The following is a 26,705-nucleotide window of genomic DNA, read 5'->3' as shown; positions in this document are numbered from 1 at the left end:
TCACAAACTGGCAAAAAACGGGTAAAGGGCTCATTACCCAAGAATAAAACGCAGGCCTACCAAGGTTAATAAGGCGGCAAACGCGTAACGCAAGATGTGGGCCGGCAGCACATGGGCAAGCTTAACGCCAAGGCGCGCAAAGGGCACGCTCGCCAGCACAATACCGATAAACGCTGGCCACATCACAAAACCCGTCGCGCTGGCGGGAAGTAGCGGATGCCCCCACCCGACAATGATAAACGTCAGCGCGCCGAAAAAGGCGATGGGTAACCCACAGGCAGCGGAGGTACCCACCGCTTGTGTCATCGTGGCGCCACAGCGTGAAAGCCATGGCACCGCAAGCGTGCCGCCCCCGATACCAAAAAGTGCGGAAATAGCCCCAATCACCGCACCGGCGAGCACCATCACAGGCTTACCTGGCGCGACACTTCCCGGCTTGGGCGCAAGCCCCAGCATCATTTTGATCGCGACTAGCAACACAAAAATACCAAATAGCGTCCCCAGTAGCGTGCCAGATAAGTTACCCGCGACAAAAACACCGACAACCGCCCCGAGCATCAACCCCGGCAAGAGCGCCGTAAACCAGGGTTGGTGAATACTGCCTTTTTGAAAGTGGCCAAAAGCCGATGAGGCACCGGTGACGACAATAGTGGCAAGCGACGTCCCTACCGCCAAATGCATCAGCACCTCGGGGGCAACGCCTTGCAGTTCAAACGCAAATGCGAGAACGGGGACAATAATCAAACCACCCCCGACGCCAAAAAGCCCCGCCATCGTGCCGGCCGCGGCCCCCAATACCAGATACCCCAGCAGCGTGATTAACACCGTCATGACGGGGACACCTCCGGCACGTCATCAGGGAACCAAGACGCGACTTTATTTATCAAGCTTTCAGGCTGATAAGGCTTGGCAATCAAATCGTTCATTCCCGCTTGCAGGCAGCGTTCGCGGCCGGCGGAATCGGCATTCGCCGTCAGCGCGACGAGAATCGCACCTGGCTTGCCGACAGCTTTCTCATAATCGCGCCAGCGGCGGCTTGTCTCTAACCCGTCCATCTCGGGCATAAAAATATCCATAAAGACCAGATCAAAAGCGTGGATTTGCTGCAGCGCGAGTGCCTCATCGCCGCTAGTGACGGCGTCCACCTCAAGCCCGTACTTTTCCAACACTTGCTGGGCGAGCATTAAATTGACAGGGCCGTCGTCAACCACCAATACCCTGCGCGGGCGTGCCAGTGATGTCGTCAACGATACGTCCGGTGCCTCTTCCACCACATTGGCTAAGAGCGCACGAATATCGGCCAATCGTTCGCGCCATTCAGTGATATCGGCCTCACGCGCATTCGTCGAGACCGTGCTTAAATCTCCCAAATACTCAAACAACGCATCGGTTTCGCGCTGCAGTAAATGCAAATAACCGGATTTTAATCGCGACTCTTCGCGGGCGCGCTCACGCCCTTGTAATAACTGATCAAGCTGTTGCTGTTTTTGGGCTAAGTCATCGAGCAGCGTTTGCTGAGCAGTGTTAGCCGATGTTGCGCCCGAGGAAGGTGCCGGACTTGCCGTGCACTGGGCTAACTGGGTCGCCACATGATGAAGACGTACAGAAGGAAGCTGCGCTTTTGCCTCCCCACCGGATGACCCGGCAGCGAGGCCACTTTGCTCACCAAGCCCTTTTTGCTCACAAAGCAATGACGCCTGCTGCTCCAACTCTCCGACTACCTGCTCGAATTTAGCCTCAACGCGCCGAGCTCGCGCACGCACAAGAACAATCACCGCGCCAACGTTGAGGCTGCTGCCTAGCAATAGCGCTGTCATCAATGCGACCAACGTGCCCCACGAGGCTTCTTCGGGGTTCATTCCCCAGATGACGGCCCCCACTATCACGCACATCCCAACCAGCGCGAACTGCGCCAGCAGCCAAGGCCATAGAATCGGCCAGATAACAACGTTCCAGAAATGCTCCTTACAGTGATAACCTTGCATGGCTGTGCCTTTCCGTTGGCCCTGCGCCCCACTTATGGTCACAAGGACGGGGCAACGCGTTGCGAATTAAAATAGCGCTAAGTGTACGTGGCGGTCGCGTGACTGTCATGTTGACTAGTGAACAACGTTTAGCGGAATCGTTTATTGAAAACGTTTTTTATTAAAAAGAGTGTCATGCCATGTGTTTACTCGCCTTTGATTGGCAACCTGGCGCGCCAACGCCGTTAAGACTGATTGGCAATCGCGATGAGTTTTACGCACGTCCAACGGCAGGGCTCCACGCCTGGGATGATGCGCCAATCACGGGCGGACGCGATCTCGAAGCGGGTGGCACATGGCTTGCGGTTAACCGACACGGCGTGCTTGCCACGCTCACCAATGTGCGAGACCCGGCGTTGATCGCACCACCTGATGCCCCCAGCCGCGGTGAACTCGTTGTGCAAGCACTCACTTGCGAGGATTTACCCGCCTGGCTTGAGCAGCTAGCGGAAAGCGCGCCTCGCTACGCGGGGTTTAACCTGCTTGTCGCCACGCCCACCCAGATGTGGCACCTGCACCGTGGCCGGGAACGCACGGCGCTACATGAAGTGCCTCGCGGCGTACACGCGCTATCCAATGCTGATCTCAACTCGCCGTGGCCTAAAACGGTTAGACTTCACCAAGCAGTAGCACAGGACACTACACCGCCCGTTACATGGCCAAACATCTCACACCACGTTATTCAACAAACCCATGAGGCTCCTGCCCAGGCGCTACCCAATACCGGCGTGGGAATGGCATTGGAGCAACGCTTGTCCGCGGCGTTTATTGTGGGGGATACATACGGCACCCGGGCGACCACATGGGTAACGCTCGACCACCAAGGGAATAGCGCCATCACCGAACAGCGCTTTGGCCCCCACGGGTATTTTCAAGGCGAGACCGCCTTCGTTGACGGCCAACCTTCGCGTAACGCAGCACAGGGTTAATCTTTGGGCGGCATCAGATGCGATAACTCCCACGCTTTCATACGCGCTTCTAAGTGTTGGTGCACCTGGGCCGGCGTATCCAGACACATAATGTCATCCAGCAACGTTTGCGCATCGCTAAACGACACACGCCGAATGGCGGCACGCACTTTGGGTAAGCTCGGCGCATTCATTGAGAGACTGGTAAACCCCATCGCCATTAACAGAAGCGCCCCGGCAGGGTCGCCGGCGAGCTCACCGCACAGCGAAATAGGCTTATCAAGGCGCTTTGCGTCTTGGGAAAGCTCAACCAGTGCGCCGAGTAACGCGGGATGCAGCGCATCATAAAGATCCGAAACGCGTGGGTTGTTACGATCAACGGCCAGCAAGTATTGGGTTAAGTCATTACTGCCCACCGAGAAGAAATCGACACGCTTGGCGAGCGCATCCATTTGGTAAATCGTCGCGGGGACCTCAATCATTACCCCGATTTTCGGACGATGAACCGTAATACCCTCTTCCCCCAGCTCGACAATCGCGCGATCCAAAAGCTTAAGTGCCTCGTCCACCTCTTCCACATTGGTGATCATGGGGAAAAGCACGTAAAGATTATCCAACCCTTGCGACGCCTTGAGCATCGCCCGCAGCTGCACCATCAGCACTTCGGGATGATCAAGGGTGACGCGCATGCCGCGCCAGCCTAAAAAAGGATTCGCTTCTTCAATAGGGAAGTAAGGCAGGTCTTTATCACCGCCGATATCCAACGTACGCATAACCACCGGCAGCGGTGAAAAGCCCTCAAGCTGGTCGCGATATAACCGTGTTTGCTCTTTTTCACCGGGAAAACGCTCGGTGATCATAAACGGCACTTCGGTACGGTAAAGCCCCACCCCGCTGATCCGACTTTTCAGCAGCGCGGCGGCGTCGACGGCCAGCCCTGTATTCACCATCAGCGGAAGTTCATACCCATCGGTCGTTTCGCTAGGCAAGCACTGTTCATGCTCAAGCAGCGCGGTAAGTGCGTCTTCCTCCGCGATGAGGGTTTCGTAATAGCTGGTCAGCTCAGCGCCTGGGCGCACAAAAAGTCGCCCACGATGGCCATCAAGTACGACCTGGGCGCCAGAAAGTCGCGGCAGCGGCAAATCCACCATTCCAAGCACAGTGGGAATACCCATTGCCCGCGCCACTATGGCCACATGAGACGTGCTGGAACCACGCACGGACACGAGCCCTTTCAGCTTATCGCGCGGCACCTCCCCTAGCATGGCCACACTGATTTCATCGCCGACTAAAATGGCATTATTGGGGTAGGTCTCGGGTGTGTTGGGCGAATCTTCTTGCAAATGCGCTAATACGCGGCGACCAAGATCACGAATATCTGCCGCCCGTTCTCGCAAATAGTCGTCATCCACCCGCTCTAAATACTGTACGTGGCGTCGCACCACGTCAGCCAATGCCCCTGGCGCCCACTGTCCCTCCCGGATACGCTTTTCGACCTCTTCAGCGAGTGCCGCCTCGCCCAGCATCTGCTGGTAGACATCAAAAAGTGCCAATTCCTGGCTAGAAATACGGTTAACCAAACGCTCGGCCGCGGCGCGAATTTCATCGCGGGTCTTGGCAATGGCTTCTTTTAATCGAGCAACTTCAAACGCTTCATCGTTTGGCACCAAATCCGGCACACTATTAAGGTCTGCCGGTGGGGCGATCACAACCGCTTCCCCCATGGCAATGCCGGGCGACGCCGCCACGCCTTTAAACATCGCCTGACTGCCCGATAACGAGGGCCGCGTCAGGTTACCGGTTGCCAGCGCATGGGCTAGCACACCCGCCAACTGCGCCGCCATCGTAACCAAGAAGGCTTCATCTTCGTCGTCATAGCGACGCTTTTCCGCCTGTTGAACCACCAACACCCCGAGCATCTTGCGTTGGTGAATAATCGGCACGCCCAGAAAGCTCGAATAGCGCTCCTCTCCGGTTGCCTCAAAATAGCGAAAATGGGGGTGTATCCGTGCATCTTCCAGATTTAGCGGCTCGCTACGCTTGGCCACTAATCCCACGAGACCCTCACCAAGAGGCAGGACCACACGACCCACCGCCTGAGTACGCAACCCTATGGTTTCCATCAATACCAGCGAGTCAAGCTCTTGATCGTAAAGATAGAAAGAGCAGACATCGGTCAGCATTGCTTTGCGGATCCGGCGCACCATGGTCGCCAGCGCCGCATCAAGGTTGCGCGCGCCATTCACTTCCTGAATAACGCGTCGCAACACCTCAAGCATGGACGATTTACTTTTCACTATAATTGGCCTCGCTGAGGAAATTAAAAGCTCACCCGGGTGGCCACGATTGCTCTGAGACAGAGTGAACCAGCGACGCTTCGCCCTCTTGAGCCATACGTTGGAGACGAGGGGAAAGCTCGCGTAGCGCACGGCGATACACTTCACGCTTAAATGGCACCACCTGCCCTAGCGGATACCAATAACTCACCCAGCGCCAACCATCAAACTCTGGCTTGGGTGTTGCTGTCATGCAGATTCGGTTTTCTTGGCAACGAATCTGCAGTAAATACCACTTTTGCTTCTGGCCGATACATACCGGCCGCGCATGGGAACGAATCATGCGTCGTGGCAGGCGGTAGCGCAGCCAGCCCCGGGTGCAGGCAACAATATCAACGTCTTCGGCAGTCAGGCCGATTTCTTCGTGAAGCTCACGAAAAAGAGCTTGTTGCGGAGTTTCGCTTGATTTGATGCCTCCCTGGGGAAACTGCCACGCGTTTTGCCCTACACGACGCGCCCAAAGCAACTGCCCCTGAGCGTTGGCAATAATAATGCCAACGTTAGGGCGAAAGCCGTCAGCGTCGATCACGGACGTCACCTTATTAAATTTTCAGTTGTTGCCATTTTTCCACAACGGCGACAAATGTATCAATACATTCTCACATTCGGGCCTTGAAACCCATTAAGGGCCAGGCTATCGCCGTTGGTATCTGACGAGTTTGAAGCTGTCGCAGGGTGTCTCACTGATGGCGCCTTACGCGTCCTCCTCACCACCCTTCTGCCCACTTCCCTCCCCACGCATCATGCTTGAAGAAATTAGTACCTGTATGACTACCAATGCTAGCCGTACACAACCACTCTGCGATAACCTCATGCCATTTCATGAATATACGAAAACCGAAAGAGAGGTGCCATGAGTCTGGCCATTTTTGACCTGGATAATACGTTGCTGTCCACCGACAGTGATCACGCTTGGGGGGAGTTTCTGCTCGAACAAGGTGTTGTCGACTCGGTTGAGTATCACCAAGCCAACGAGCGCTTTATGGCCGATTACAATGCCGGCACGCTAGACATTAACGCCTTTCTTACCGTGGCATTAAAGCCGCTGGCAGAAAATACGCCTGAGCAGCTCGCCGCTTGGCACCAACAATTTATGGCCAGTAAAATTGAGCCCCATATTCTACCTAAAGCGGAAGAGTTGATCGCTCGTCACCGCACACGGGGCGATACGTTACTGATTATTACCGCAACCAACCGTTTCATCACCGGCCCCATCGCTGAGCGTTTGGGTATTGACCACTTGATTGCCGTTGAGCCCGAAATGGTGGATGGCCACTACACCGGCAAGGTGTCGGGTGTGCCGAGCTACCGCGAGGGCAAAGTCACGCGCTTAAAGGCATGGTTGGAAGATCAGGAAATCACACTGGACGGTGCTTGGTTTTACAGCGATTCCCACAACGACATTCCGCTTCTGGAAAAAATCGATAACCCAGTTGCGGTTGACCCCGATGACACGCTGCGAGAAGTCGCCGAAAAGCGCGATTGGCGAATTATGAGCCTACGGGAATAAGCCAGCGCGAACGCATTAGCTCTTAAACGTCTTAGCTTTAACGCAGAAAACCCCGCCGTGGCGGGGTTTTCACGTTTCGCGGCAAAACGCGACTGCTTAGCCAAGCAGGTGCTCAACCGCCGCACGCTCTTCGCGTAGCTCTTTCTCGGTGGCTTGCATCTTCTCTTTGCTGAAGTCGTCAAGCTCAAAGCCTTGCACGATTTCGTACTTACCGCCCTGACAACGGACCGGATAAGAATAAATGATGCCTTCCTCAATGCCGTAGCTGCCGTCGGACGGAATCGCCATGCTGACGATGCCGTCGCAACCCAGCGCCCAGTCGCGCATGTGATCAATCGCGGAAGACGCCGCCGACGCCGCTGAAGACGCACCGCGTGCTTTGATGATCGCCGCGCCGCGCTGCTGCACGGTGGGAATGAAGTCGTTTTCGTACCAGTCACGCTCAACCAGATCAAACGCCGCTTTGCCATCGACCTTACACTGGGCCAAATCCGGGTATTGAGTCGCGCTGTGATTGCCCCAGATGATCAAGCCTTCCACATCCGTAACGTGCTTGTCGGTTTTTTGTGCCAGCTGCGTCAAGGCACGGTTGTGATCCAAGCGCGTCATGGCGGTGAACTGGCCAACGTTAAGGTCCGGCGCGTTACAAGACGCGATCAGCGCATTGGTGTTGGCTGGGTTGCCAACCACCAGTACGCGCACATCACGGCTAGCGTGATCATTAAGCGCTTTACCTTGAACGGAGAAAATCGCCGCGTTAGCTTCGAGCAGATCTTTACGCTCCATCCCCGGGCCACGCGGACGCGCACCGACGAGAAGGGCAAAATCGGCATCTTTAAACGCCACGTTCGGGTCATCGGTTGCCACGATGTCCTGCACCAGCGGGAAGGCACAATCGTTGACTTCCATCACCACACCGCTCAGTGCGTCCATTGCCGGTGGGATTTCCAGCAACTGTAGAATCACGGGTTGATCCGGCCCCAGCATGTCGCCAGCGGCAATGCGGAAAATGAGTGAATAGCTAATCTGGCCAGCACCGCCAGTAATTGCAATACGTACGGGATCTTTCATCGTAACTCCTTGGTTGTTTGGACTCACTATGTTTAGTAAGCCAAGAGTAGGATGCCGCAGATAGCGCGGATTGCCATCGTCGACGCAACTCAAGACGTCAAGATGGTATGCGCGCCGCAACAAAAACTCAATCAGACATGCGGCTAGTCACGATCACAACAACGTTCACAACAACATACACAGCGACAAGCAACATGGCCAAGAGCGCCATATCATCGGCACTTGCATCGTGACAGTTCTTTAGCGCACGCTTAACCGCTAGATACGTCTAAGTAGCCGCAAGGTGCCTCTAAACGCGTCGACGGAAAGGAACTCACGCCCATGTGGCCAAAGCGATTCAATCGACAAACACTCCCCGCTTCCTATCTTTTAGCCAGTTGCCTGCTGTTGGCATTAGTGCTGTGGCTTGCCTTTGGCGACATGCAGCGTTTTCGCACGGAGGCACCCGACGCGACGGAAACGGCTGAGCAGCCACTGAGGGTCGAAGTCAGTGAGCGCAAGCGTCAACCCTATGTGCCACAGCTTGTGGCTCAAGGGCAGCTAGAAGCGGCGCAGGAGGTTGATCTTCGCACCAGCATCTCCGGGTTCGTGCAGGAAAAACCGGTGCGTTTAGGGCAAAGGGTTTCAGCGGGCGAGACGCTACTCATCCTCGATAACGACGCCCTACCCAAGCGCTTAGAACAAGCACGCGCCAATCTCGCGTTGGCTCAAGCGGAACTGGCCGGGGCGGAAAATTTGCGCCGCCGCGAGTTAATTTCACAACCTGAATACCTGCGTTTACAGGCGGAACTCAGCCGCAGCGTTGCGGAAGTTGCCGAGCTTTCGCGCCAGCTAGACGATACACGTCCGGCGGCCCCCTTTGACGGCACGCTTGACCGGCTCGACGTGGCGCTTGGCGAGCTGCTTCAGCCAGGGGAAGTGTGGGGGCGTCTTATCGATGACCGCACACTCACCGGCACCGCCTGGGTCTCACAGCTACAGGTAGGCAAGCTCAGCCCCGGTCTGCCGGTAACGGCTCGACTGCTGGGAGGCGCCACACTAGAGGGAAAGCTTAGCCATATCGCCAGCCGCGCGGAAGAAGAAACGCGCAGTTTTTACATTGAAGTAACGCTTGATAACCCTGAGCACCGGCGCCTTGCGGGTGGCAGCGCTGAGTTCACCGTTACCCTGCCCCCCGAACAAGTCCATACCCTGTCGCCCGCGCTATTAACGCTCAATGCGCAAAGCAATTTGTCAGTCAAGCACCTTGATGCCAACGACACGGTGTTACAAACCCCGGTTACGCTAGTCAGCGCCGACACTGAGCGTGCTTACGTTACCGGGCTACCTGAATTAGTGCGGCTTATTACCTTAGGCGGCGGGCTAGTCGACGTTGGCCAACAAGTTAACGCTGTGGCGGCTGAGGCTTCGCCTGACGAAGCGCCCAACGATGTTCAGGGAGAGCGTTAATGCGCGCGCTCATCAATGCTGCCATGACATATTCGCGCACAACGCTCATGCTACTGGTGGGGATATTTCTTGCCGGCTTGGCTGCGTGGCAGACTATTCCTAAAGAGGCCAACCCGGATGTCACTATTCCGCTGGTGTATGTCGCGCTCTCATTGGAAGGGGTTAGCCCTGAAGATGGCGAGCGGTTATTGGTTCGCCCGATGGAGCAAGAGCTTCGCGGTATAGAGGGGCTGCGTAAGTTCACGGCGCAATCAAGCGAAGGCCAAAGCTCAATCACGCTGGAATTTGATGCGGGCTTTGACCCTGACACAGCGCTTTCCGACGTGCGTGAACGGGTCGATATCGCCCGTAGCAGCCTCCCCAGCGAAGCCGATGAACCCCGCGTTAATGAGGTAAACGTCTCTGAGTTTCCGGTACTCACCATTGGCCTCTCCGGGCAGCTCGATACCCAAGAGCGCATGGCGATTGCCCGGCGAATGCAAGAAGAGATCGAAGGCATCGCGGATGTGCTGGAAGTCGATATTGCCGGCGAGCGCGAGAACCTTTTACAGATTATTGTCGACCCGTTAGTTATCAATAGCTACGGCGTTGATTTTGACGTGTTATTCAACTTGGTAAATAGCAACAATCGCTTAGTAGCCGCGGGCAGCTTGGATACCGGTGCTGGGCGCGCTGCGCTTAAAGTTCCCGGCATCATCGAATCGCTGGACGATGTGATGAACATGCCCGTCAAAGTCGACGGCGACCGCGTGGTAACGTTTGGTGATGTCGCCTGGATTCAGCCGACGTTCAAGGACCCAGAAGGCTATGCGCGCATCGACGGCCAGCCAGCGGTGGTGCTGGAAATCTCCAAACGCGCAGGCGCCAATATCATCGCCACCATTGATGCGGTGGAAGACCTATTTGCCCAAGCCAGTAGCCGCCTCCCTGAGGCGTTAAATATCACCACGATTCTCGATCAATCCACCAACGTTGAGGATATGTTGTCGGAGCTTCTCAACAACGTACTCACCGCTGTGTTACTGGTGTTGATCGTTGTGGTAGCCGTTATGGGCTGGCGTACTGCGTTGTTGGTCGGCCTGACCATTCCCGGTGCGTTTCTCGCCGGCATCATGCTGATATGGGCATTGGGATTTACCCTTAACGTCGTCGTGTTATTTGCGCTGATTCTGGTAGCAGGGATGCTGGTTGATGGCGCCATTGTGGTCAGCGAGCTGGCGGATCGCCACCTGCGCGAGGGACAAACCCCACACAGCGCCTGGCTAAATGCCGCCAGTCGCATGAGCTGGCCGGTCATTGCCTCAACCGCCACCACGCTGGTGGTATTTCTGCCACTGCTTTTCTGGCCAGGTGTGGTAGGGCAATTTATGAAGTACCTTCCCGCCACGGTAATACTTTGCTTGCTTGCCTCCCTGGCGATGGCCCTGCTATTTCTTCCGACATTGGGCCATCTTTTTACCCGCCGTGCCAGCACAGCGCCTGTCGAATCAGCACCCGCCTCTACCACGGCTCTCGGGCGCAGTTATCGCTCACTACTCGCGGGGCTTTTGCGCCACCCGGCGTGGGTGCTACTCATTTCAGTGCTATTAATGGCAGCCGTTTACACTGGCTACGCGCGCTTTAACCATGGGGTTAATTTTTTCCCAAGCGTTGAGCCGGATAGCGCTCAGGTGCTGGTGCGTGCCCGTGGCGATCTATCCGTGGAAGAAACGGATGCCATCGTCCAGCGCGTTGAGCGCACGTTTGCCGGCATGGGCGAAGTAGAGGCGCTCTACGCTCGTTCTTTTGCCACACCCAACGAGCAACTCGGCAATGACGTCATTGGTGTCGTACAGTTTCAGTTTATTGACTGGCATCAGCGCCGCCCTGCCAGCGTGATTCTGGATGAGATGGCCGAGCGTGGCAGCCGTATCCCTGGGATAATATTAGAGTTTCGCGAACAAGAAATGGGGCCAGGCGGTGGCAAGCCTATCATGCTGGAAGTGAGTGCCAGCGACCCCGATATCACCGATAGCACGGTTGATGCGCTTAAAGAGCAGATGCGCGCCCTCGGCGGCTTTGAAGATATTCAGGACAACCGCAGTCTACCCGGTGTGGAGTGGCGCATTCAGGTCGACCGTGAAGCCGCCACCCGAATGGGCGCCGATATCACCACCATCGGGAGTGTTGTGCAGCTACTCACTACGGGCCTACAGATTGCAGAGTACCGCCCCGCCGGCGTCAGCGACGAAGTCGATATCCGCGTGCGTCTGCCTGAGAATTCGCGTTCGCTGGATCAGCTAGAGCGCCTCACCATTAATACGCCGCGCGGCCAAGTGCCTATCACGAACTTTGTGGAGATTACACCAGCCCCTAAAGTCGGCACGCTGCACCGTATTGACGGTCGCCGCGCTATTACCGTGGAAGCTGACTTAGACTCGGGCTATCAGGCGACCGAGCGGCTTAATGCTCTGTGGGAAGCAACGGACGGCGAGATTCCTGAAGGCGCCACGATCAACGTCGCCGGCGAACAGGAAGATCAACAAGAATCCATGCAATTTCTGGCCACCGCTTTTGTCATTGCCATCGCCCTGATGGCCCTGATTCTGGTCACCCAGTTCAACAGCTTCTACCAAGCAGCCCTGGTGCTATCAGCGATTATTTTTTCTACCGCGGGGGTGCTGATCGGCCTACTCGTCAACGGCCAAGCGTTTGGCGTTGTCATGGTGGGCATGGGGATTATTGCGCTGGCGGGTATCGTGGTGAACAACAATATTGTTTTGATCGACACTTATAACGAATTAAGAAAAATCGACATGGCGCCGAAAGACGCCGCTCTGGAGGCAGGCTGTTTACGCTTACGCCCTGTACTGCTCACGGCTATCACCACGGTATTAGGCCTCATGCCCATGGTGCTAGGCATTAACGTCGATCTTTTTTCCCCCTCGCTGGGGATTAACGCCCCCTCGACACAGTGGTGGACCCAAATGTCGAGTGCCATTGCCGGTGGGCTAACCTTCGCCACGGCGCTCACCTTGTTGCTCACGCCATGCATGCTGGTGTTAAACCGCCGCGGGAACTGAATCGCTGCGGGGACTGAGTCACCAAGCAAAATACGCTTTCGCGCTTAAGCAGGCGTAGGCGTTTCTTTTTGCGGGCTATGCGCCGCATGCAGCCGGGCAATCAGCTGATCCTCTAGCATAAAACGCTCGTTCAACCCTTTGGCGAGGCGGTCGATCCATGCGGGAAGACGCGCTAGGTTCCGCTGGCAGCGTATTGGCGTGGCGAAATCGGTCTCAAATTCAAGTGCCAACTGGGTCGACATCTCCAGGCGTTCCAACAGCTTTGATGCAATGACTAATGCGGGTTCATCGCCGAAGGCTTTTGCTTCCTCTGCCAACTGCGGATATACCTCAAAATGGCCAGCGCTGACGTAATCCATCAACAGCTCACTAAAGGTGTCGACTGGTTTCTTGCTCACGGCTTCAAGCTCAGCATCGCAGGTTTCTTTGAGCTCAATAAAGCTCACCAACAGCGATTTACGCTGTTCGAGCCAGCGATCAATTAGCGTATGCACGCCACCCCAACGCTCCAGGGCGTTTTTGCAATCGTCAAGCATGGGACTTCTCCTTGCTGATCAGCACTGTCGATAAAGCTAGCGTCGCTTTTCCACCTCACCCTGTCAATCCTCACAAGCGTCACTTTGACGCATAACCACACTTACGACTGAGGAATGAAATTTTCATTTGCCTGCTAAAAATAATGTTGATATTAAGTAATTTTATAGAAATTTTTATGGCACGATTGCGTAACGTGTGATTACACTGAAGACGCTTAACGTGTTTTCGACGCTCTAGGCATTAACGACCATCAATAACATTAACGGTATGAAAGGTCCCATTATGAAGCTATCTGTATTCGTGAAAAGTGCTCTCGCTACCTCCGTCGCCGCTTCTGTGCTAGCCAGCCAAGTGGCTTACGCGGATACGGTACGCTTGCGCATGCATACGTTCTACGGCACCGAAGTAGACGCAATTGCCGAAGACCTGCAAGAGCGGGTCGAAGAAGCCAGCGATGGCTCTATCCAAATTCAATTCTTCCGCGGTGGCGCACTCGTCGATAGCGACCAGTTCGTTGAGGCTGTTGCCCGCGGCAGCATCGATCTTGCTCACGGCGTCGGCAGCTACTGGCCCGGCACAGTAGGTATCGGCACGATTGAAGGTGGCCTTCCGGGTGCCTGGGTCAATGTCGAGGAAGCACGCGATATCTTTGCCAACCAAGGACTGGATGAACTGGTCGCTGAAGCCTATGAGGAGAAAGGCGTTGAGCTGATCGGCCGCGGCTTTGGCAGCGATTACGGACTGGTAACGACCGAGCCGGTCAATAGTTTAGAAGACTTGCAGGATATGCGCATTCGCGCCACCAGCTCAATTGCCACGGTGCTGGAGAAATTCGATATCCCGACCGCCTTCATCCCGGGTGAAGAGCTTTATGTTGCGCTCTCAACCGGTGTCATTGATGGCGCCGTCTACGGTGGCCCGATCGAGTATGAACAGCTACGCATCAACGAAGTCGCGGGTTACTACACCGATATGAACCTGCTCAACCCAGGCTGGACGGAAAACATAATCGTTAATCCCAACACCTGGGAGAACATGAGCGAAGAGCAACAGGAAATTCTCACCGCAGAACTTGATCAATACCTGCTGGATGTTCACAACTGGCTTGAAGAAGGTAACCAACGCCTTATCGATGAAGGTGAATTATTTGAGTTTTCCACCCTGCCAGAAGAAGACTCCCTCCGTTTAGCCGAAGCGTCCCTCCCTATCTGGAAGGAAGAAGCTGAGCGCTCTGAGCGCAACGCCAGCGCGGTGGATATTTTAATCGAAAACGCCAAAGAGAAAGGACGTATCAGTGAGTAAGATTACCGATTATCTACGTTTTCAGGATGGGCTTTCCGATTGGGTCGGTAAAGCTACCTCCTGGCTGACGCTAGGTATCATCGGTGTGCTGCTCTATGAAGTATTTGCTCGCTATATCTTCAATGCCCCCACGGTGTGGGGGCACGAGCTGGCGACGATGTTCTTCGGCGCGCTGAGCATCCTAGCGGGAAGCTATACCTTACGCCATCAACAGCATGTGCGTAGTGACGTCATCTACCGCTTATTGCCATTTCGTGCACAGGCCTTCTGTGACGTGATCGTATTTGCACTAGGCATTTTCGTTTTGGCTATCTTTTTTAAATTGGCCGTAGAGTTCGCTTATCGCTCGTGGGCCATAGGCGAATACTCCAATAGCAGCATCTGGCGTCCAGCGCTATGGCCCATCAAATCGACTATCCCTATTGCTGTCGGATTTTTGATCCTGCAGTGCGTGGCTGAGTTTGTCCGCGCCGTCGTACGCTTGTTTGGTGTGCGATATAACGATCCGCGAGATGATATGAGCGGCGACAAATAATCAACGTGCCTCGCTAAGACAGAAAGAGCGATGACGCTCATCGCGGGGCAATAAGAAACACACTCCGGTATACCCTTGAAGGTATATCCGAGAAAGGGTTTTTCATGGCGAACTTAGATCCACTTACCACCACTGCCATCATGTTTATCTCCATGATTATTTTGATGGCAATGGGTGCTCCGTTGGCATGGGCACTCATGATATCAGGCATGGGCAGTGCCTATGTGATGTTCGGCCCTGGCGGGCTGGATTTTCTGCTCTCGTCGGCTTACAGCACCATGGACAACTTTCTCCTTGTAGCGCTGCCGCTGTTCATCTTTATGGGGTTAGTGCTTGAGCGATCAGGCATCACTGACAATCTGTTTGAGATGATACATAAATTGATGGGGCGACTGCCTGGTGGCCTTGGTGTCGGCACCATTTTGGTCTGTGCTCTTATCGCCGCGATGGCCGGTGTCTCGGGCGCAGCGACTGTCAGTCTAGGCATTATTGCCCTACCGGCGATGCTCAAGCGTGGCTATGACAAACGGCTGGTTACCGGCACCATCATGGCAGGCGGTGCACTCGGCTTTCTGATCCCCCCCAGCGTACTGATGATCGTCTATGCCTTCCTCGCACGGGAATCTGTGGGCAAGCTGTTCGCTGCTGGCTTAATGCCCGGCCTGATGTTGGCGGGCATTTACATGGTATATGTCCTGATACGTTGTCGGATAAACCCTGCACTCGGCCCCGCCGCCCCCGAAGAAGAGCGTTTTACTGCCAAAGAAAAGCTGATCTCACTGCGCCACATTATCGCGCCTGGCTTACTGGTCACGACCGTCCTGGGCTGCATCATTGGCGGTGTCACATCCCCCTCAGAAGCTTCTGCCATTGGGGCGTCGGGCGCGATGCTCATCGCCGGCTTGCGGGGCAGGCTCAACTGGGATTTGCTGCGCTACGTGATGTTCAGCACGACAAAAATCACCGGCATGTTGCTCTGGATTGCGATCGCCGCGGTATTTTTCAGCAAGATCTATATGGGATTGGGCGCCGGCATGATCGTCAGTGATCTCATTGATGACTTTGCCCTCTCACCTTATGTCGTCATCATCATCATGCTGGCTAGCTTTTTCCTGCTCGGCATGTTTTTGGATGATTTTGCCATCTTGTTCATCACCATCCCGCTGTACGTACCGATTGTGCGCGATTTAGGGTTCGATACGACTTGGTTTGCGGTGCTATTTATCCTCAGCATGCAATCCGCGTATTTAACGCCTCCCTTCGGCTATAACCTCTTCTACATGCGATCAGTCGCACCTAAATCCATCACCATTGTGGATATTTATTACTCGGCACTGCCTTACGTTGCGTTGCAGATTATCGGGCTGGCACTGATTGTCGCTTTTCCCAGTATTGCGCTATGGCTACCTGGCCTGCTGTTCCAGTAAGACGGTTCCAGCGACACCAAAGAGAATTGACACATCGCACGGCAAACACGCATTAGCCATCGGGAGGAACTTCGTCATCTCCCGATGGCTAATGCGTTATGCGATGCCTTGTTGCCGCATTACCGATGTAATGATCGGTACCGGCGTCATCAAATGTTCACGCATCATCTGCTCGGCGTCTTTTTTGCGATGCGACAAGGTAACCTCTACGAGAGCATCGTGTTCTTGACGCTTTTTATCTAACGCCTGCTCGGAAAAAACCGTTTCTTTAAGCCAAAAATGGCGGTAGCGCTGGACCTTATCAAAGAGCCCATCGCGCACCTTCATCAATTGCGGTGAACGGCAACCGCGAACCAAGGCCGTGTGAAACGCACTATGACGCGCATCCCAGATTTCCAACAGAGAGTGGGGAGTATTAGCGACGCTTACTTTGGACAGTTGATAAGACTTCGCCAAAATATCCGCCTCCCATGCGTCATCGCCACGTTCAATCGCCAAGCCCAGCAACATGGCTTCTAGCTGTGCTCGGGCATCATAGAGATCGTGAAGTTCCGCCAGCGACATCGGCGCCACACGATAACCTCGCTGGCTAATTGCCACCACTAAATGCTCGGCAACCAGTTGCGATAACGCCTCACGCAGTGGACCAATACCTAGGTCATAACGGTCTTTGAGAGCGCTCATACGCAGCTTTTCGTCAGGACGAAAAGCTCCCTTAATAATGTCGTTCTTTAACTGCTTGTAAGCACGGACCCCAAAGTTTTCTTTGACATCGGCTTGCTCGTCACTGTTCGCGGACGGCTCAGCGACATGTTCATTGACGATATTCATAAAAAGACCTGAAAGGAGAGCATATCCTGCGACTCGACAACGCGGGAAAACTCCTCGCATGAAGGCAATTCAGTCGATAACAAAAGCATAGCATAATTAGAAACACCTGTTTGAATGTGCCTTAGTCTAACGTCCCTCTAAGGCACAAAGAGCCGATGCAAAGTGAATTGCATCGGCTCGTGTGACTTGCCGCAAGCTTACGTTAAGGCTTAAGGCGTGTTAATGCGTAAGCTCCGCGAGAGACGCTTCCACAATGGCCAGGCCTTCTTCGAGCACCTCTTCTTCAATGCTAACCGGCATGAGAAAGCGGATCGTGTTGCCAAACAGACCACACGAAAGCAGAATCAAGCCTTTCTTACGGGCACGCTTACAAAGCGCAGCCGCCAGGTCGGCATCCGGCGTTTGATCGGCGGACACAATATCCAGCGCCGCCATGGCCCCCAGATGACGTACGTTTTCGACACACTCAAATCGCGCCTGCCATTGGGCAAAGCGCTTACCCAACGTTTCGCCCAGCGCTTGGCTTTTCGCGAGAATGTTTTCCTCTTCAAACACCTCAAGTACCGCCAATACGGCCGCGCACGAGGCCGGGCTACCGGAATACGTACCGCCAAGGGAGTTCGGGCCTGAGGCATCCATATGGGTGTCCGTGCCCACAATGGCGGAAATCGGCATACCGGCGGCCATGCTCTTGGCCATGGTGATCAAATCCGGCTCGACACCACTATGCTCAATGGCAAACATCTTACCGGTACGGCCAAAGCCAGACTGCACTTCATCGACGATCATCAGCATGCCGTGTTCATCGCAGATCTCGCGCACGGCTTTAAGGAAGCTCGCCGGGGCAGGATAGAAACCGCCCTCGCCCAGCACTGGCTCAATCACGATCGCCGCGGTATCGCGCGGGTTGGCATCGGTCTTGAGCGTCATTTTCAAGCCGCGAATCGCGTCTTCTTCGCTAACCCCATGAAACGGCACCGGATACGGCGCGCGAAACACGTTACCCGGCATACTGCCGAAATCCGCCGCATACGGCGCGACTTTGCCATTCATTGCCATGGTCATGAACGTGCGGCCGTGATAGCCGCCGTCAAAACAAATGACGTTGTTTTTGCCCGTCGCCGCGCGCGCAATCTTGACCGCGTTTTCCAGCGCCTCGGCGCCCGAATTCACCAGCATGACCTTGCCATGGCCGCGCACCGGGGAAATCTGGCTAAGCTTCTCGGCCACTTGCACGTAGCCTTCATAGGGCATGACGGTCTGACAGGTATGCATCACACGGCCCACTTGCTCTCTCACGGCCTCGACTACCTTTGGGTGGCAATGCCCGATATTGAGCACCCCAATACCGCCGGCGAAGTCGATGATGCGATTGCCATCTGCATCCCAAATCAGGGCGTTCTCCGCCCGATCGGCAAACTGCGTGGCGGGGCTGGCGGCACCGTTAGCCACATATTTCTGTTTCATTTCATTCAATTGCGCGTTATTCATTCACTCTTTCCTTACCTGTCTCTTTTACATACCCGTCAATAGCAACGCTTAAAGGCCGCCCACACAGACATATTTCAATTCGGTGAACTCGTCCAACCCGTGGCGAGACCCTTCACGCCCAAGACCCGACTCTTTCACGCCGCCAAAAGGCGCCAATTCGGTCGACAGAATGCCTTCATTGATGGCGACCATCCCGTATTCCAAGCCTTCCATAACGTGCCAAATACGCTGATAGTCACGCGCATAGAAGTAGGCTGCCAAGCCAAACTCGGTAGCATTCGCCATGGCGACTGCTTGCTCGTCGGTCTCAAAGCGAAACACCGGCGCCAGCGGGCCGAAGGTTTCTTCACGGGCAACGCGCATGTCATCCGAGACATCGGCGATAATCGTCGGCTCGAAAAAGGTACCGCCCATGGCATGAGGCTTGCCACCGCACATTAACCGTCCGCCCTTTTCGAGGGCATCGGCGATATGGGTTTCGACTTTTTCCACCGCCGCCTGATTGATCAACGGGCCTTGAGCGACCCCTTCTTCCAAGCCGCTACCCACTTTCAGCTGCTTGACGCGCGCGGCCAGCTTTTCCACAAACGTGTCATATACGCCCGACTGCACCAAAAAACGGTTGGTACAGACACACGTTTGCCCGGAGTTGCGGTACTTAGACGCAATGGCCCCTTCCACCGCCGCGTCGAGATCGGCGTCATCGAACACGATAAAGGGCGCGTTACCGCCGAGTTCCATCGAGGCTTTTTTGACGGTACCGGCGCACTGAGCCAGCAATTTCTTGCCCACCGGGGTCGAGCCGGTAAAGGAGAACTTGCGCACACGCGAGTCGGTGGTCAGCACCTCGCCAATGGCCGCCGGTTGGCTGGCCGTTACCACGTTAATCACGCCGGCGGGAAGTCCGGCAAGCTCGGCCAACCGTGCCACCGCCAGCGCCGTCAGCGGCGTGGCCTCGGCAGGTTTAATGACCACCGGGCAACCCGCGGCTAATGCTGGGGCACATTTACGCGTAATCATTGCCAGCGGGAAGTTCCAGGGCGTCACCGCCGCGACAACACCAATCGGTTCGCGAAAGACCAGAATGCGCTTATCAGCACCGTGGCTGGGCAAGGTTTCGCCTGCCATCCGTTTGGCTTCTTCGGCGTAAAACTCGACAAACGACGCGCCATAAGCAACCTCGCCCCGCGACTCGGCAATCGGCTTGCCCTGCTCTAGCGTCATCAGCCGGGCGAGCGCTTCTTGGTGATCCATGATGGCATCGAACCAGGCACGTAACAGGTTGGCGCGCTCTTTGGCCGTGCGTTTACGCCACGCGGGCCAAGCCCCTTCGGCTGCGGCGACCGCTTCGCGTGTCTCCTCGGCGCCTAAATCGGGTATTTGTGCCAACACATCGCCATTGGCGGGGTTAGTAACGGCAAAATGGGTTTTCGCATCTCGCCATTCACCGGCAATAAAGGCCTTGGGGATTAAAATATCGGGCAATGTTTCCATAGTCTTATCCTTTGTATTTTTCCCAGGCGATTACAGCTTTTGCTCAAGCTCTGGCAGCGCCTCAAAGAGATCCGCTACCAGACCATAATCGGCGATCTGGAAGATGGGGGCTTCTTCGTCTTTGTTGATCGCCACGATTACCTTGGCGTCTTTCATCCCCGCCAGGTGCTGAATAGCCCCTGAGATGCCCACGGCAATGTAGAGATCGGGCGCGACGATCTTGCCGGTCTGCCCCACCTGCATGTCGTTGGGGGCAAAACCTGCATCGACCGCGGCGCGCGAGGCGCCGATGGCAGCACCGAGTTTGTCGGCAATGCCATTGAGTAGCTTGAAGTTTTCTTCATTGCCCATGCCGCGGCCGCCGGAGATGACCACCTTGGCACCCCCCAGTTCGGGACGGTCGGACTTGGCCAGTTCTTCGCTGATAAAGGTGGACTGGGCGTTTTCAACGACCACCTCAACCGCTTCGACGGGGGCGCTGCCGCTTGCCGCGACGCCGTCGTAGGCGCTGGGGCGTACGGTGATGACTTTCAGTGCATCGTCGCTTTTGACCGTGGCGATGGCGTTACCGGCGTAGATCGGACGCTTGAAGGTATCCGCGCTCTCGACACTGATAATATCGGAAATCTGGCTAACGTCTTTGAGCGCAGCCAGGCGCGGCATGACGTTTTTGCCCGTCGTGGAGGCCGAGGCCAGCAGGTGGGTGTAGTCACCGACGAGCTCGGCCAGCAGTTTGCCCATGGGCTCGGCGAGTTGGTGGGCGTAAACGGCGTTATCCGCCACGCGCACTTTACTCACGCCGTCGAGCTTCGCGGCGGCCTCGGCGGCGGCTTGTACGTTTTCGCCCGCGATCAGGACGTCGATATCGCCGCCGCTGTCTTTAATAATTTGTTGCGCGGCGGCAACCACGCTCGCGGTGGCGCCGGCGAGTTGGCCTTCGTGGAGGTCAGCAAGTACCAGAATGCTCATGCGATCAGCTCCTCTTAAAGCACTTTGTTAAAGGGCTTTGTTAAAATACCTTGTTAAAGTACTTTGGCTTCGTTTTTCAGTTTGTCGATCAGCTCGTCCACGGAGCTGACTTTGATACCGCCTTGACGCTCGGCTGGCGGCTCGACGCTGACTAAGCTGACGTTGCTAGCAAAGGAGACACCGAGATCATCGGGAGACTTGACGTCCAGCGGCTTTTTCTTGGCCTTCATGATGTCGGGGAGCTTGGCGTAGCGCGGCTCATTGAGGCGTAAATCGGTGGTGATGATCGCGGGAAGCGAGAGTTCAAGGGTCTGCAGGCCGCCGTCAATTTCGCGGGTGACGGTGACTTTCTCGCCGTCGATGGCGACGTTCGAGGCAAACGTGCCTTGCGGCAGATCGGTGAGCGCCGCGAGCATCTGGCCGGTTTGGTTATTGTCGCTGTCAATCGCCTGCTTGCCGAGCAGGACTAAACCTGGCTGCTCGTCTGCCACCAGCTTGGCAAACGCCTTCGCGGCCCCCAGCGAGTCGACCTGTTCGTCGGTCTCAACGTGAATGGCGCGATCGGCGCCTAGGGCAAGGGCGGTGCGCAGTTGCTCTTGGGCTTGTTTCGGGCCGATGGTAACCGCCACGATCTCGGTGGCCACGCCCTTTTCTTTCAGGCGGACGGCTTCTTCCACGGCGATTTCACAGAAGGGGTTCATGGCCATTTTGACGTTGGTGAGATCTACGGCGCTGTTATCCGACTTGACCCGAATTTTGACGTTGTAGTCGATGACGCGTTTCACCGCGACGAGAATTTTCATTCAATCAACCTCTTTCAGTAATTATTTGATGACGCCAATGTGCTGTAACCAACCCATTCTACGCGCTAAACCACACCCTTTTTCTTGAGCGCTTCAATTTCGCTCGCCGGTTTTTTCAGCACGCGCTCAAGCACCGCAGCCGTATCTTCCCCTAGCATGGGCGGCGCCTTGTGATATTCCAGCGTGGTTTTCGAATATTTGATCGGGTTAGCCACACCCTTCACTGGCCCATGGGTGGAATCGAGTGTTACCTCCATGCCACGCGCCTGAACTTGCGGGTCATCAAACACTTGAGCGATATCCTGGATCGGACCGCAGGGAACGCCAATCTCGTTGAGCAACTCCGTCCACTGTTTGAGCGTGCGCGTTTTCGTCACACTCACTAACAACTCGATAAGCTCAACCCGGTGTTTTACCCGTTCAGCGTTGGTCGCAAACCGTATGTCATGCGCAAGCTCACCATGACCAATCGCCTCGCAGAAACGCTGAAACTGCCCATTATTACCGACAGCAATAATAATTTGCTCACCATCGGCGGTGGGAAACGGCTGATAGGGCACCAAGTTAGGGTGGTAATCGCCAGTACGCGCCGGCGGGTTTCCACTGCAAAAATAGTTCTGCGCCTGATTGGCGAGCCAACTCACCTGAACATCCAGTAATGCCATGTCGATATGCTGCCCTTCCCCAGTCTGGGTTCGGTGGTACAGCGCCCCTAAAATGGCAATCGTGGCGTTCATACCGGTGGTCAAGTCCGCCACTGCCACACCGACACGTTTCGGCCCAGCACCTGGCTCGCCATCCGCTGCCCCGGTAATGCTCATCAGCCCACCTTGGGCTTGAATAAGATAGTCGTAGCCCGCCATTTCGGCCATCGGCCCCGTGTGCCCAAAGCCCGTGATCGAGCAGTAGATCAACCCCGGGTTGAGTGCCGAGAGCGTTGCGTAGTCTAACCCTTTCTTTGCGAGGCCGCCGCTTTTAAAGTTTTCGACCAAGATGTCGCTTTGGCTGGCGATCTCACGAATCAAGTCTTGGCCTTCGGGCTGGCTAATATCGACGGTTAGCGAGTGCTTACCACGGTTGGCGGCGAGGTAATAAGCCGATTCGCGTGTCTCACTGCCGTCTTCCGCCTGAAACCAGGGCGGCCCCCATAGGCGCGTATCATCACCGCTGCCGGGGCGCTCAATCTTAATCACCTCGGCCCCCATATCCGCCAGAATCTGGGTACTCCAGGGACCCGCCAACACGCGGCTAAGGTCAAGTACACGCAACCTTTGTAAGGGACCTGCCATGGTTTACTCCTGCCGTGAGAACGAATTAGGCTCGCTGACTTTTCCGATAGCACTTAGAAATAGCACTTAGAAAAAGGCTTGGATTCCGGTTTGTGCCCGACCCAGAATTAACGCATGGATATCGTGCGTGCCTTCATAGGTGTTGACCGACTCCAAATTCACCATGTGGCGAATCACGCCGTACTCGTCTGATACGCCGTTACCGCCGTGCATGTCCCGTGCTACGCGAGCAATATCCAACGCCTTGCCGCAGTTGTTGCGCTTAATCAGCGAAATCATCTCCGGCGCCCAGTTGCCACTATCCATTAACCGGCCCACTTGAAGCGCGCTTTGCAGGCCCAAGGTGATCTCGGTCTGCATATCGGCGAGTTTTTTCTGAATCAACTGGTTAGCGGCGAGCGGACGACCAAACTGCTTACGATCCAGCGTGTACTGGCGCCCGGCGTGCCAACAGAATTCGGCGCTCCCCATGACGCCCCACGCAATGCCGTAGCGCGCCTTGTTCAAGCAGCCAAACGGGCCTTTTAGGCCGCTCACATTCGGCAGCAAGTTCTCTTCTGGCACAAAGGCGTTATCCAGCACGATCTCACCGGTGATCGACGCACGCAGAGAGACCTTGCCCTCGATTTTCGGGGCGCTGAAGCCTTCAGTGCCGCGCTCAACGATAAAACCTTTGATTTGGTTATTGTGAGCGGCTGATTTGGCCCATACCACGGCGACATCGGCAATCGGGCTGTTGGTGATCCAAATTTTGGCACCGGTAAGACGGTAGCCGCCGTCGACTTTTTCGGCGCGCGTGACCATCGAGCCAGGGTCGGAGCCGTGATCGGGTTCGGTTAGGCCAAAGCAGCCGACCATCTCACCGCTGGCAAGCTTAGGCAGGTATTTCTGCTTTTGCTCTTCTGAGCCATACGCTTCAATCGGGAACATCACCAGCGACGACTGTACGCTCATGGCCGAGCGATAACCGGAATCGACACGCTCGACTTCGCGAGCGATCAGCCCGTAAGCGACATGGTTAACGCCAGCACCGCCGTATTCCGGCGAGACCGTCGCGCCCAGAAGGCCAAGTTCGCCCATCTCGCTCATGATGTCGCGGTCAAAACGCTCTTCACGAAACGCCGACAACACACGCGGTTGCAGGTTTTCTTGGCAGTAGTCGTAGGCGGCGTCGCGAATCTGACGCTCTTCGTCGGTCAACTGCTGTTCCAGTAGTAACGGATCGTCCCAATTAAAACGGCTCATCGTCATAGCTCCCAAGATGTAGTGGCAACAGCTGTAGTGGCATTAGCTGTAGCGGCAATAGGTAATCGTTAAAGTACTCTACTAGAAAATATCTACATTTTGGCAAATCGTCAAAATATTTTTTATCCGGCGTGAACACATTCGACACCCGCACGTAATGTGCGGGCGCCGAACGAAGCGAAATAAACGCAAAAGCAGTTTAACGACGAGCGGTCACCGCGAGCCAAAGCAGCCGCAGTGGCGCTAAGGCCAAGAGCAAAAAGCCGATCAGCGTCCAGGCGGGAAGGGAAAGCCCCAGCAGAGTGAAATCAATGTCGGCGCACTCGCCGGAACCGGTGAGTACCTTCGCCACCACGTCCTGTAGCGGCAGCATGTCCATCATATAATCAAGATTGGGTCCGCAGCTCGGCACTTTATCGGCAGGCAATGACTGCAACCACACATGACGCCCGGCGACAAAAGCCCCGCTGGCAACGGTTATTAAGCCAAGCACACCGTAAAAAACACGCCCAATGCGGCCAGCAGGGTTATGCAATGCTGCCACCGCCAGCACAATGACAGTGGCAATCACCCCCACTCGCTGAAAAATACACAGCGGGCAAGGCGCAAGGCCTCCGATATGTTCAAGCGCGAGCGCAACGGCCATCATCAAAACGCCGAACGCGACCCCTGCCAGTGACACGGAGCGGGACGTTGCCAACATTAAGAAGACTCCTCGCGGTGAAGCGGCGTGAGCGCACGGTTTTCCCGTGCGCTGGCAAAGTAGTCGGCCAGAAACGCGTCAAAACTCTCTTGGTCGGCTTCTTCGATATCGTGTTGCTGTTGGTGCGACGTCTCCACTAGCTGATCTAGCAGTGATTCACGGGCGCGCATCATCGGCTGATGGCGCAACTGTTCGCCCTGTTCTTTGGCCAAGGAAAGCATTAACTCATTAAGCGACACGTTCTCTTGTTCAAGGCGTTTCAAAAGCTGCGCTGAGAGTGTCAACGACGAATCTTGCAGACTAGGTGCCAAGGCCGCAATGGCCTCAGCATGGGGAGAGCCGTCCTCCATCGCATCGAGCAACGTTGCCACTTCGGTCATCTCGGTAAAAATCTGCTCACCCCACTCGCGCACGCTAGTGGCTTTACCATCGCGCGTCAGAACCAGCGCCGGGTCGCGGCCGCGCTCGACGACAAAGCGACGATTATCATCCAGACGGTCGCACTCCTCATCAGAAATCCACGGACTTTCGCTAAGCAAGCACCACATGAGAAACGCATCAATAAAACGAATTTGGGTTTCGGTCACACCGAGCGGATCAAAAGGGTTTAAATCCAAACAGCGCACTTCGATGTATTCCACACCACGTGCTTCTAGCGCCTGGCTTGGTGTTTCGTTGTACTTAGCGACACGTTTTGGGCGAATATCGCTGTAGTACTCATTTTCAATTTGCAAAATATTGGCATTGAGCTGACGCCATTCACCGTCAACGTTCACCCCTAATTTTTCGTAATCAGGCCACGGCGAAGAAATAGCATGGCGCAACGTATTAACGTAATTGGACAGCGAGTTGAAACAGATTTTCAACTGCTCTTGCACCTTGTTTTGATAGCCCAGATCCGACATGCGCAATGTCGTGGCGTAAGGCGCATAATAGGTTTCATCGTCTAACGTTTTAAGCTTTTCCGGCACGTTACCGCTGGGCAGAAAGCTTTTGTCAATCGCCGGCGAAGCGCCGAAGAGATACAGCAAAAGCCAGCTATGGCGGCGAAAATTGCGAATCAAACCAAAGTAACGTGCCGAACGGTAGTCGTTCAGCGAGGTGCTTTCTTGCCCTTCAAACGCCTGTAGCACTTTCCACATCGAATCCGGCAGCGAGACATTATAGTGAACGCCGGCAATTGCTTGCATGATGCGTCCATAACGCACGTCTAACCCTTTGCGATAAACATGCTTCATGATGCCGGAATTGGAATTGCCGTAGTCAGCTATCACGACACTATCGTTGCCGTTTAAACGGGCAGGCATACTCGCCGGCCAGATCCACTCGTCGTCAAGATACCGGTAGCTAAACGCCTGCAGGTCCCCCAAAAAGGCCAGCGCTTCGCGCGGCTCGGAGTACACCGGCGTGATGTACTCCAAAAGCGCCTCGGAATAATCCGTCGTGATATGTGGGTGGGTTAACTTAGAGCCAAACGCATACGGGTGTGGTGTCTGGGCAATGCGGCCCTGGGCGTCGACACGAAGCCCCTCTTTTTCGATCCCCCGGCGTAGGTGGCCCAAGCGACCTTCGCGGGCGGCGGGCAGCAAACGCGCCACGTTGGCGGCTAAAAAAGACGGTACAGTGAGAGGCTCAGACAAGGTGAACACTCCTTGTTTAAAAGCCCGCCGCAGCGGGCGAGGTGAACTCAGCGAATGTCGCCACGGCAAACACATCAAG

Annotated in this window: 22 protein-coding genes; 7 read left to right on the top strand and 15 right to left on the bottom strand. The window is 55.4% G+C overall.

Annotated elements, in window-relative coordinates:
* Positions 1 to 33: 33 nt before the first annotated feature.
* Both QC823_RS11530 and QC823_RS11525 read right to left on the bottom strand, forming a co-directional pair.
* Positions 34 to 831 (bottom strand): sulfite exporter TauE/SafE family protein, encoded by a 798-nt coding sequence (locus QC823_RS11530; RefSeq protein WP_309656496.1) that lies wholly within the window; start codon positions 829 to 831, stop codon positions 34 to 36.
* Positions 828 to 1,985 carry a response regulator gene (locus tag QC823_RS11525; RefSeq protein WP_309656495.1) on the bottom strand — a complete coding sequence of 386 codons (1,158 nt, stop codon included), beginning with the start codon at positions 1,983 to 1,985 and terminating at the stop codon, positions 828 to 830. Before QC823_RS11525 ends, QC823_RS11530 begins: the two co-directional genes overlap by 4 nt.
* 179 nt (positions 1,986 to 2,164) lie before the next feature.
* Here QC823_RS11525 and QC823_RS11520 point away from each other — a divergent pair, with 179 nt between their 5' ends.
* Positions 2,165 to 2,953: an NRDE family protein gene (locus tag QC823_RS11520; RefSeq protein WP_309656494.1), complete on the top strand. Its 789-nt coding sequence runs from the start codon at positions 2,165 to 2,167 to the stop codon at positions 2,951 to 2,953.
* Here QC823_RS11520 and ptsP read toward each other — a convergent pair.
* Positions 2,950 to 5,211: a phosphoenolpyruvate--protein phosphotransferase gene (gene ptsP / locus QC823_RS11515; RefSeq protein WP_309656493.1), complete on the bottom strand. Its 2,262-nt coding sequence runs from the start codon at positions 5,209 to 5,211 to the stop codon at positions 2,950 to 2,952. The genes QC823_RS11520 and ptsP overlap by 4 nt on opposite strands.
* 49 nt (positions 5,212 to 5,260) lie before the next feature.
* The gene (locus QC823_RS11510; protein WP_309656492.1) at positions 5,261 to 5,797 is read right to left on the bottom strand and encodes an RNA pyrophosphohydrolase; all 537 of its coding nucleotides are present in this window, start codon (positions 5,795 to 5,797) and stop codon (positions 5,261 to 5,263) included.
* Positions 5,798 to 6,121: 324 nt separating this feature from the next.
* Here QC823_RS11510 and QC823_RS11505 point away from each other — a divergent pair, with 324 nt between their 5' ends.
* Complete coding sequence (locus tag QC823_RS11505; protein ID WP_309656491.1) at positions 6,122 to 6,778, top strand: histidinol-phosphatase; 657 nt, start codon at positions 6,122 to 6,124, stop codon at positions 6,776 to 6,778.
* A gap of 96 nt (positions 6,779 to 6,874) precedes the next feature.
* Here QC823_RS11505 and QC823_RS11500 read toward each other — a convergent pair whose 3' ends face one another.
* Complete coding sequence (locus tag QC823_RS11500; protein ID WP_309656490.1) at positions 6,875 to 7,849, bottom strand: malate dehydrogenase; 975 nt, start codon at positions 7,847 to 7,849, stop codon at positions 6,875 to 6,877.
* A gap of 321 nt (positions 7,850 to 8,170) precedes the next feature.
* Here QC823_RS11500 and QC823_RS11495 point away from each other — a divergent pair, with 321 nt between their 5' ends.
* A complete protein-coding gene (locus tag QC823_RS11495; RefSeq protein WP_309656489.1) occupies positions 8,171 to 9,298 on the top strand; it encodes an efflux RND transporter periplasmic adaptor subunit in 1,128 nt (375 codons plus the stop codon).
* Positions 9,298 to 12,360, top strand: coding sequence for an efflux RND transporter permease subunit (locus tag QC823_RS11490; protein WP_309656488.1), 3,063 nt, complete (start codon positions 9,298 to 9,300; stop codon positions 12,358 to 12,360). The genes QC823_RS11495 and QC823_RS11490 overlap by 1 nt, the downstream gene beginning before the upstream one ends.
* 44 nt (positions 12,361 to 12,404) lie before the next feature.
* Here the strand turns inward: QC823_RS11490 and rsd are convergent, their stop codons facing one another.
* Positions 12,405 to 12,896 (bottom strand): sigma D regulator, encoded by a 492-nt coding sequence (gene rsd / locus QC823_RS11485; RefSeq protein WP_309656487.1) that lies wholly within the window; start codon positions 12,894 to 12,896, stop codon positions 12,405 to 12,407.
* A 283-nt stretch (positions 12,897 to 13,179) separates the two neighbouring features.
* Between rsd and dctP the strand changes: the two genes are divergently transcribed.
* The 3 genes from dctP to QC823_RS11470 all read left to right on the top strand — a co-directional run bounded on the left by dctP (position 13,180) and on the right by QC823_RS11470 (position 16,161).
* Complete coding sequence (dctP, locus tag QC823_RS11480; protein WP_309656486.1) at positions 13,180 to 14,199, top strand: TRAP transporter substrate-binding protein DctP; 1,020 nt, start codon at positions 13,180 to 13,182, stop codon at positions 14,197 to 14,199.
* On the top strand, positions 14,192 to 14,734 hold the full coding sequence (locus tag QC823_RS11475) for a TRAP transporter small permease subunit (RefSeq protein WP_309656485.1): 543 nt from the start codon (positions 14,192 to 14,194) through the stop codon (positions 14,732 to 14,734). Before dctP ends, QC823_RS11475 begins: the two co-directional genes overlap by 8 nt.
* A gap of 104 nt (positions 14,735 to 14,838) precedes the next feature.
* Positions 14,839 to 16,161 carry a TRAP transporter large permease gene (locus QC823_RS11470; RefSeq protein WP_309656484.1) on the top strand — a complete coding sequence of 441 codons (1,323 nt, stop codon included), beginning with the start codon at positions 14,839 to 14,841 and terminating at the stop codon, positions 16,159 to 16,161.
* A gap of 96 nt (positions 16,162 to 16,257) precedes the next feature.
* Here QC823_RS11470 and csiR read toward each other — a convergent pair whose 3' ends face one another.
* The 9 genes from csiR to gshA form a co-directional block, all read right to left on the bottom strand.
* A complete protein-coding gene (csiR, locus tag QC823_RS11465; protein ID WP_309656483.1) occupies positions 16,258 to 16,992 on the bottom strand; it encodes a DNA-binding transcriptional regulator CsiR in 735 nt (244 codons plus the stop codon).
* A 219-nt stretch (positions 16,993 to 17,211) separates the two neighbouring features.
* Positions 17,212 to 18,483, bottom strand: coding sequence for a 4-aminobutyrate--2-oxoglutarate transaminase (gene gabT / locus QC823_RS11460; RefSeq protein WP_309656482.1), 1,272 nt, complete (start codon positions 18,481 to 18,483; stop codon positions 17,212 to 17,214).
* Positions 18,484 to 18,531: 48 nt separating this feature from the next.
* Positions 18,532 to 19,977, bottom strand: a complete 1,446-nt coding sequence (locus QC823_RS11455; RefSeq protein ID WP_309656481.1) for an NAD-dependent succinate-semialdehyde dehydrogenase — start codon at positions 19,975 to 19,977, stop codon at positions 18,532 to 18,534.
* A 30-nt stretch (positions 19,978 to 20,007) separates the two neighbouring features.
* Positions 20,008 to 20,946 (bottom strand): electron transfer flavoprotein subunit alpha/FixB family protein, encoded by a 939-nt coding sequence (locus tag QC823_RS11450; protein ID WP_309656480.1) that lies wholly within the window; start codon positions 20,944 to 20,946, stop codon positions 20,008 to 20,010.
* A 53-nt stretch (positions 20,947 to 20,999) separates the two neighbouring features.
* Positions 21,000 to 21,749 carry an electron transfer flavoprotein subunit beta/FixA family protein gene (locus QC823_RS11445; RefSeq protein ID WP_309656479.1) on the bottom strand — a complete coding sequence of 250 codons (750 nt, stop codon included), beginning with the start codon at positions 21,747 to 21,749 and terminating at the stop codon, positions 21,000 to 21,002.
* A gap of 65 nt (positions 21,750 to 21,814) precedes the next feature.
* Positions 21,815 to 23,038 carry a CaiB/BaiF CoA transferase family protein gene (locus tag QC823_RS11440; RefSeq protein ID WP_309656478.1) on the bottom strand — a complete coding sequence of 408 codons (1,224 nt, stop codon included), beginning with the start codon at positions 23,036 to 23,038 and terminating at the stop codon, positions 21,815 to 21,817.
* Positions 23,039 to 23,104: 66 nt separating this feature from the next.
* Positions 23,105 to 24,283 carry an acyl-CoA dehydrogenase gene (locus tag QC823_RS11435; RefSeq protein WP_309656477.1) on the bottom strand — a complete coding sequence of 393 codons (1,179 nt, stop codon included), beginning with the start codon at positions 24,281 to 24,283 and terminating at the stop codon, positions 23,105 to 23,107.
* A gap of 199 nt (positions 24,284 to 24,482) precedes the next feature.
* Complete coding sequence (locus QC823_RS11430) at positions 24,483 to 24,986, bottom strand: disulfide bond formation protein B (protein ID WP_309656476.1); 504 nt, start codon at positions 24,984 to 24,986, stop codon at positions 24,483 to 24,485.
* On the bottom strand, positions 24,986 to 26,626 hold the full coding sequence (gshA, locus tag QC823_RS11425) for a glutamate--cysteine ligase (RefSeq protein ID WP_309656475.1): 1,641 nt from the start codon (positions 26,624 to 26,626) through the stop codon (positions 24,986 to 24,988). The genes QC823_RS11430 and gshA overlap by 1 nt, the downstream gene beginning before the upstream one ends.
* Positions 26,627 to 26,705: the final 79 nt, after the last annotated feature.

Origin of the sequence: Vreelandella vilamensis (genome assembly GCF_031451755.1) — a bacterium.
In the GTDB taxonomy this organism is placed as follows: Bacteria; Pseudomonadota; Gammaproteobacteria; order Pseudomonadales; family Halomonadaceae; genus Vreelandella; species Vreelandella vilamensis.
Note: the sequence above shows the minus strand (reverse complement) of the source record. Positions and strands in the feature narration are given on the sequence as shown.